Annotated in this window: 3 protein-coding genes; all 3 read left to right on the top strand. The window is 44.5% G+C overall.

Annotated elements, in window-relative coordinates; all coding sequences use genetic code 11:
- Positions 1–349: 349 nt before the first annotated feature.
- Complete coding sequence (locus RDS42_RS11995; protein ID WP_308783867.1) at positions 350–1,714, top strand: hypothetical protein; 1,365 nt, start codon at positions 350–352, stop codon at positions 1,712–1,714.
- Between the two features lie 101 nt (positions 1,715–1,815).
- Positions 1,816–3,285, top strand: coding sequence for a UDP-N-acetylmuramoyl-L-alanyl-D-glutamate--2,6-diaminopimelate ligase (locus RDS42_RS11990; RefSeq protein ID WP_308783866.1), 1,470 nt, complete (start codon positions 1,816–1,818; stop codon positions 3,283–3,285).
- 19 nt (positions 3,286–3,304) lie between these two features.
- Positions 3,305–5,488, top strand: a 2,184-nt coding sequence (gene priA, locus RDS42_RS11985) for a primosomal protein N' (protein ID WP_308783865.1), incomplete at its 3' end; no start/stop codon positions are given.

The raw sequence follows: 5,488 nt of genomic DNA, 5'->3' as shown, positions 1-5,488 counted from the left end.
AAAAATTAAATTAAAAGGATTCTTATGTTCATCTATTGTGTATTTTCCGAATCCGTGTTACAGTGAAGCTATCCAGCCCGCGGTCTGCGGGTGCGTAACAGCAGACATCTGCTTCGGGGTGTTTGATAGTTGTCTGCCGTATATTTCTCAGTGCTGAATCGGCACGTATTCCAATCAGTATCCTTTATTTAAATGACTGCATCAGCAGGTTTTTGTCCTGCAGCCTGAAAACAGAAAGGGGAGATGCTGTTGTCCTGAGAGTCAGACAAAAAAAGAGGGGCAGATCGTATGCTGCAGAAGATCTATGCACCGGAAAGGAAAAATGTTGCAGCAGAAAGTGAGAAAATATATGAAAAAAAGAATATGGAACAGAATCAAAAGAACAGGACTGACAGCTGTTCTTGCAGGGATCATTATGGTATCAGGCAGTGTTCAGGCGCAAATGATCTTGCCGGAAGAGGAAAGAACGGGAAAGAGTTTCTTCACCAATGAGAATGACAACAGAGAGTTTTTTTATAGTGATTCAAATGGTGAAGGTACAGAGGATCCTATGGTCTTTATAGAAGAAGAACAGGAAGAAAGCATGGAAATACCGGAAGAAAATGTTGGAGGAGAAAACGAGGGTTCAGATGAGCATCCGGTATTTCCGGAAGTTGAAATGCCGGAGGAGGATATGGAAATACCTGAAGATATGACAGATGGACAAGGGGAAAACGAACAGTCAGAAGAAGATTTACAACAGCCGGAAACCCTGGAGAAACCAGAATTTACATTGAGGGCAGAAGCAGTCCCAGATACAGCAGCAGCCGGGAAAAAGCTTCTTTATGAAATAGAGGTAGAGAATACGGGAAATCTTCCGTTTAAAGAGATACGGTTTACGGAGCAGCTGGACGAGGGGCTGTCTGCTGTCTGGGAGAATGAAAATGGAGAGCCGTTATCTGAGCCGGTTTCAGGAAGACTGGAACCGGGAGAAAAAAGGATTTTTTATATGGGTATCCTGATTCCGGAAGACCGGACAAATCCTGTAAATATGAAGCTAAATGCAGAAGGAGAAATTGAGTCAGAAGAGCAGACAGGAGAACTTTCTGCAGTTAAAAAAGAGGTAGAGATCATTACAGAAATATCGCCTCTGAAAGTGGATTTTCAGGTAACCAAAACCGCGGACCGTACAGTGGCAGTGCCCGGGGACAGGATTTTATTTAGGATCTGTATTCGAAATACAGGTGAACGCACACTGCATTCCATTATTACAACAGAAAAGTTTCAGCTGGAAAATGTGCCTGCTGTGTTTCTGGAACAGGAGGGTGTGATTCTGAACAACACCAAAACAAAGGCTCTGATAAACAGACTGGAAGCAGGCAAAGCCATAAGCCTTCAGGCTGTGGTTACACTTCCGGAAAAGATTAAAGAAAAGAAGCTGATCAATGAGGTGGAAGTTGTTTCTAAAGAAACTGGAGAGAGAAGGGTTACTTCCCAGGCGGAGATTCAGATACAGTCAGGGGAGCAGGAAACTGAAATTTCCGGACCGGCAGGGTCTCGGGGAGAAGAGAATGTCTATGACAGAGAGGAGAGCCGTCCGGTATCCGGAAACCCAAAAACAGGTGATCCTTCGGACAGTCAGCTTATGAAAGAGACGGCAGTGTCGGCTCTGTTTATGGTGCTTTTTTTGACAGCAGTATATAAAAAAAGGAAGAAAGTCCGCGGAGAGGAATAAAAACGAAACATTGAAAACGCTACCTGTGTGTGATATTCTATAAAAGAGTATATCAAATGTGCAGGCAGAAAATCTGCCGCATGTTTCTTGGAGGAATAGAAATGAAAGTATCAGCATTATTAGAACGCTTAGAATACACCTGCTGTCAGGGAAGTACAGAGCAGGAAGTGAGTACTGTTGTCTATGACTCCCGTAAGGTTCAGGAAGATTCTCTTTTTATCTGCATCCGCGGGGCTGTTGTGGACGGACATAAATTTATCCCGGATGTGATCGCCAAAGGTGCCAGGACGCTTGTGGTGGAGGAAGAAGTCCAGGTACCTGAGGATGTTACCGTGATTCTTGTAAAAGATACACGTTATGCAATGGCATTTATTTCCGCTGCATATTTCGGTCATCCGGCAGAACAGCTGAAGACCATTGGAATCACCGGAACCAAAGGAAAAACAACAACTACCTATATGGTAAAGTCTATTCTGGAAAATGCCGGATATAAAGTGGGTTTGATCGGTACCATTGAAGCGATTATAGGAGACGAGGTAATACCGGCTGCAAATACAACTCCGGAGTCCTATGTGGTGCAGGAATATTTCCGCAGGATGGCAGACGCAGGCTGTGACTGTGTCGTTATGGAGGTCTCTTCTCAGGGACTGATGCTCCACAGAACCCAGGGATTTGTCTTTGACTATGGTATTTTTACAAATATTGAGCCTGATCATATCGGACCTAATGAACACAGAGATTTTGATCATTACCTTTCCTGTAAATCCATGCTTCTGCGTCAGTGCAGAGTTGGGATCGTAAACAGAGATGATGAGCACTTTGACAGGATTATTGAAGGACATACCTGTGAACTGGAAACTTATGGATTTTCATCACAGGCAGATCTTCGGGCAGAAGACGCTCATATGGTAGGCGGGAAAGGCTATCTGGGTATTTCCTATCAGCTGAAGGGTCTGCTGGAATTTCCGGTGGAGATTGATATTCCAGGAAAATTCAGTATATATAATTCACTGACTGCCATTGCAATCTGCCGTCATTTTCGGGTTTCACAGGAAAATATCATTCGTGCCCTTAAAGTAGCAAAAGTAAAAGGAAGAATCGAGACAGTCAAGGTTTCTGATGAATTTACTCTTATGATCGATTATGCACACAATGCAATGGCATTGGAAAGTCTTCTGACAACACTGAGAGAATATCATCCTCACAGGCTGGTATGTCTTTTTGGATGCGGAGGAAACCGTGCAAGATCACGTCGGTATGAAATGGGTGAAGTATCAGGACAGCTTGCGGATCTGACGATCATTACTTCAGATAATCCGAGATTTGAAGATCCTCAGGCGATCATTGACGATATCAAAACAGGTATTTCCAGAACAGATGGAAAATATGTGGAGATCATTGACAGAAAAGAAGCTATTGCCTATGCCATTCATCATGGAGAGCCAGGTGATATCATTGTACTTGCCGGCAAAGGACATGAAGATTATCAGGAGATCGAAGGAAAGAAGTATCCAATGGATGAACGTGTTCTGATCGCAGAGATACTTGCAGAGGACAACAGACAGAATTGACGGAAGAAAGAGAGTTTGCATGATTTATGCGGATATCATCGTGGATATCTCCCATGAAAAACTGGATCGAAGTTTTCAGTATCTGGTACCAAGGGAACTGGAGGGAGAGATCCGCATTGGAATGGTTGCTGCCATTCCTTTTGGAAATGGAAACTGTGAACGGAAAGGTTACGTTACCGGACTTTCAGAAAAACCGAAAGTTTCTCCGGAAAAGATGAAATCTTTGCTGAGACTTATAAGCAGTGAGGAGACCACAGAAGCACGCCTTGTATCGCTGGCTGCATGGATGAGCAGAAGATACGGAGCCACTATGGCACAGTGCTTAAAGACAGTTATTCCCATGCGGGAAAAGATAAAGGCAAAGGAAAAAAGATTTTTATATCTGAATATAGACAGAAAAGAGGCGGAAGAACTGGCAGGGACGCTGGAAGCCGGAAGATGCAGGGCAAGAGCAAGAGTGATCCGTGCTCTTCTGGAAAAAAATCCGCTGGATTACACACAGGCCTGTACAGAATTGAAGATATCGTCTTCAGTGCTGAAGCCTTTGACTGAACAGGGAGTTCTTCGTATAGAGCAGGATGAGGTATGCCGTATGCCGGTAAAAGGGGACAGCATTCCAAGAGAACAGATGTCGGTGCTCAGTCCTGTACAGAAAAAAGCCCTGGAAGAGATTCAGCAGGAATGGAAAAAGCCGGAGCCCCGTCCTGTTGTTCTTCATGGAGTTACGGGAAGTGGAAAAACACAGGTCTATATGAAACTTATTGAACAGGTCATCGGGGAGGGCAGACAGGTGATCATGCTGATTCCGGAAATTGCCCTGACTTACCAGACCGTAAGACGGTTTTATGGATGGTTTGGAGATAAGGTTTCCGTATTGAACTCCCGCCTTTCTCAGGGGGAGAGGTATGATCAGTTTAAAAGAGCCCGGCGAGGTGAAATTCAGATCATGGTAGGACCTCGATCCGCTCTTTTTACACCTTTTTCCAGACTGGGTCTGATTATTATTGATGAAGAGCATGAGCAGACATACAAAAGTGAAAGCAGTCCCAGATATCATGCCCGTGAAACAGCTGTGCAGCGTGCCTGCATGGAGGGGGCAAAAGTGGTTCTGGGATCTGCCACTCCTTCTCTGGAAGCCTATACAAAAGCTGTGTCCGGAGAGTTTGCACTTGTAAAAATGAATGCAAGATTTGAAGATCGTCCTCTTCCCGGTGTATCGATTATAGATTTACGGGAAGAATTAAAGGCAGGAAATCGTTCTGTCCTCAGCAGAAAGCTTACTGAGGCTATTGGGGAAAGACTGAAAGCCGGAGAACAGACTATGCTGTTTTTAAATCGCAGAGGCTATGCCGGATTTGTATCCTGCCGTTCCTGTGGGGAAGTATTGAAGTGTCCTCATTGTGATGTGGCTCTTTCGGAGCATAACAATGGAAAAATGATCTGTCATTACTGCGGCTATCAACGTCCGAAAGCGGATATCTGCCCATCCTGCGGCTCGCCATATATTGGAGGGTTTAAGGCAGGTACTCAGCAGATCGAACAGGTTCTCAAAAAGACATTTCCGGAAGCCAGGATTCTTAGAATGGATTATGATACCACAAGAACAAAAGGCAGCTATGAGGAAATTCTGGCCTCTTTTGCAGCTCATGAAGCAGATATTCTTGTAGGTACCCAGATGATCGTAAAAGGTCATGATTTTCCGGAAGTGACCCTGGTGGGAGCTGTTGCAGCAGATCTTTCCCTGAATATGGCAGATTATCGATGCGGAGAAAGAACATTTCAGCTTTTGACCCAGGCGGTGGGACGTTCCGGAAGAGGGCGCAAGGCGGGGGAAGCTTTTATACAGACATATCATCCGGAGCATTACAGCATACAGGCGGCGGCAGCCCAGGATTATCAGAGGTTTTATCAGGAAGAGATGAGCTATCGTATGCTGTTGGATTACCCTCCGGCAGCGCATATGCTTTCCATTCTTGCAAGCGGTCAGGATGATGAGCTTCTGGAAAAAGGAATGGAGTTTCTCAGAAAATTTGCAGAAAGGATAAGCCCCGGGAAAGAACTGCATATTATAGGACCTGCATGGGCTTCGGTAGGAAAAGTGAATGATGTATACCGTAAAGTTCTTTATATGAAGCATGCAGAAGAAAAAGTTCTGATGGATATGAAAGATAAAATAGGAAAATATATTGAAATTAATTCCGGT

The organism is uncultured Blautia sp., from assembly GCF_902497045.1.
In the GTDB taxonomy this organism is placed as follows: domain Bacteria; phylum Bacillota; class Clostridia; order Lachnospirales; family Lachnospiraceae; genus Blautia_A.
This window is presented reverse-complemented; position numbering and strand designations above follow the sequence as displayed.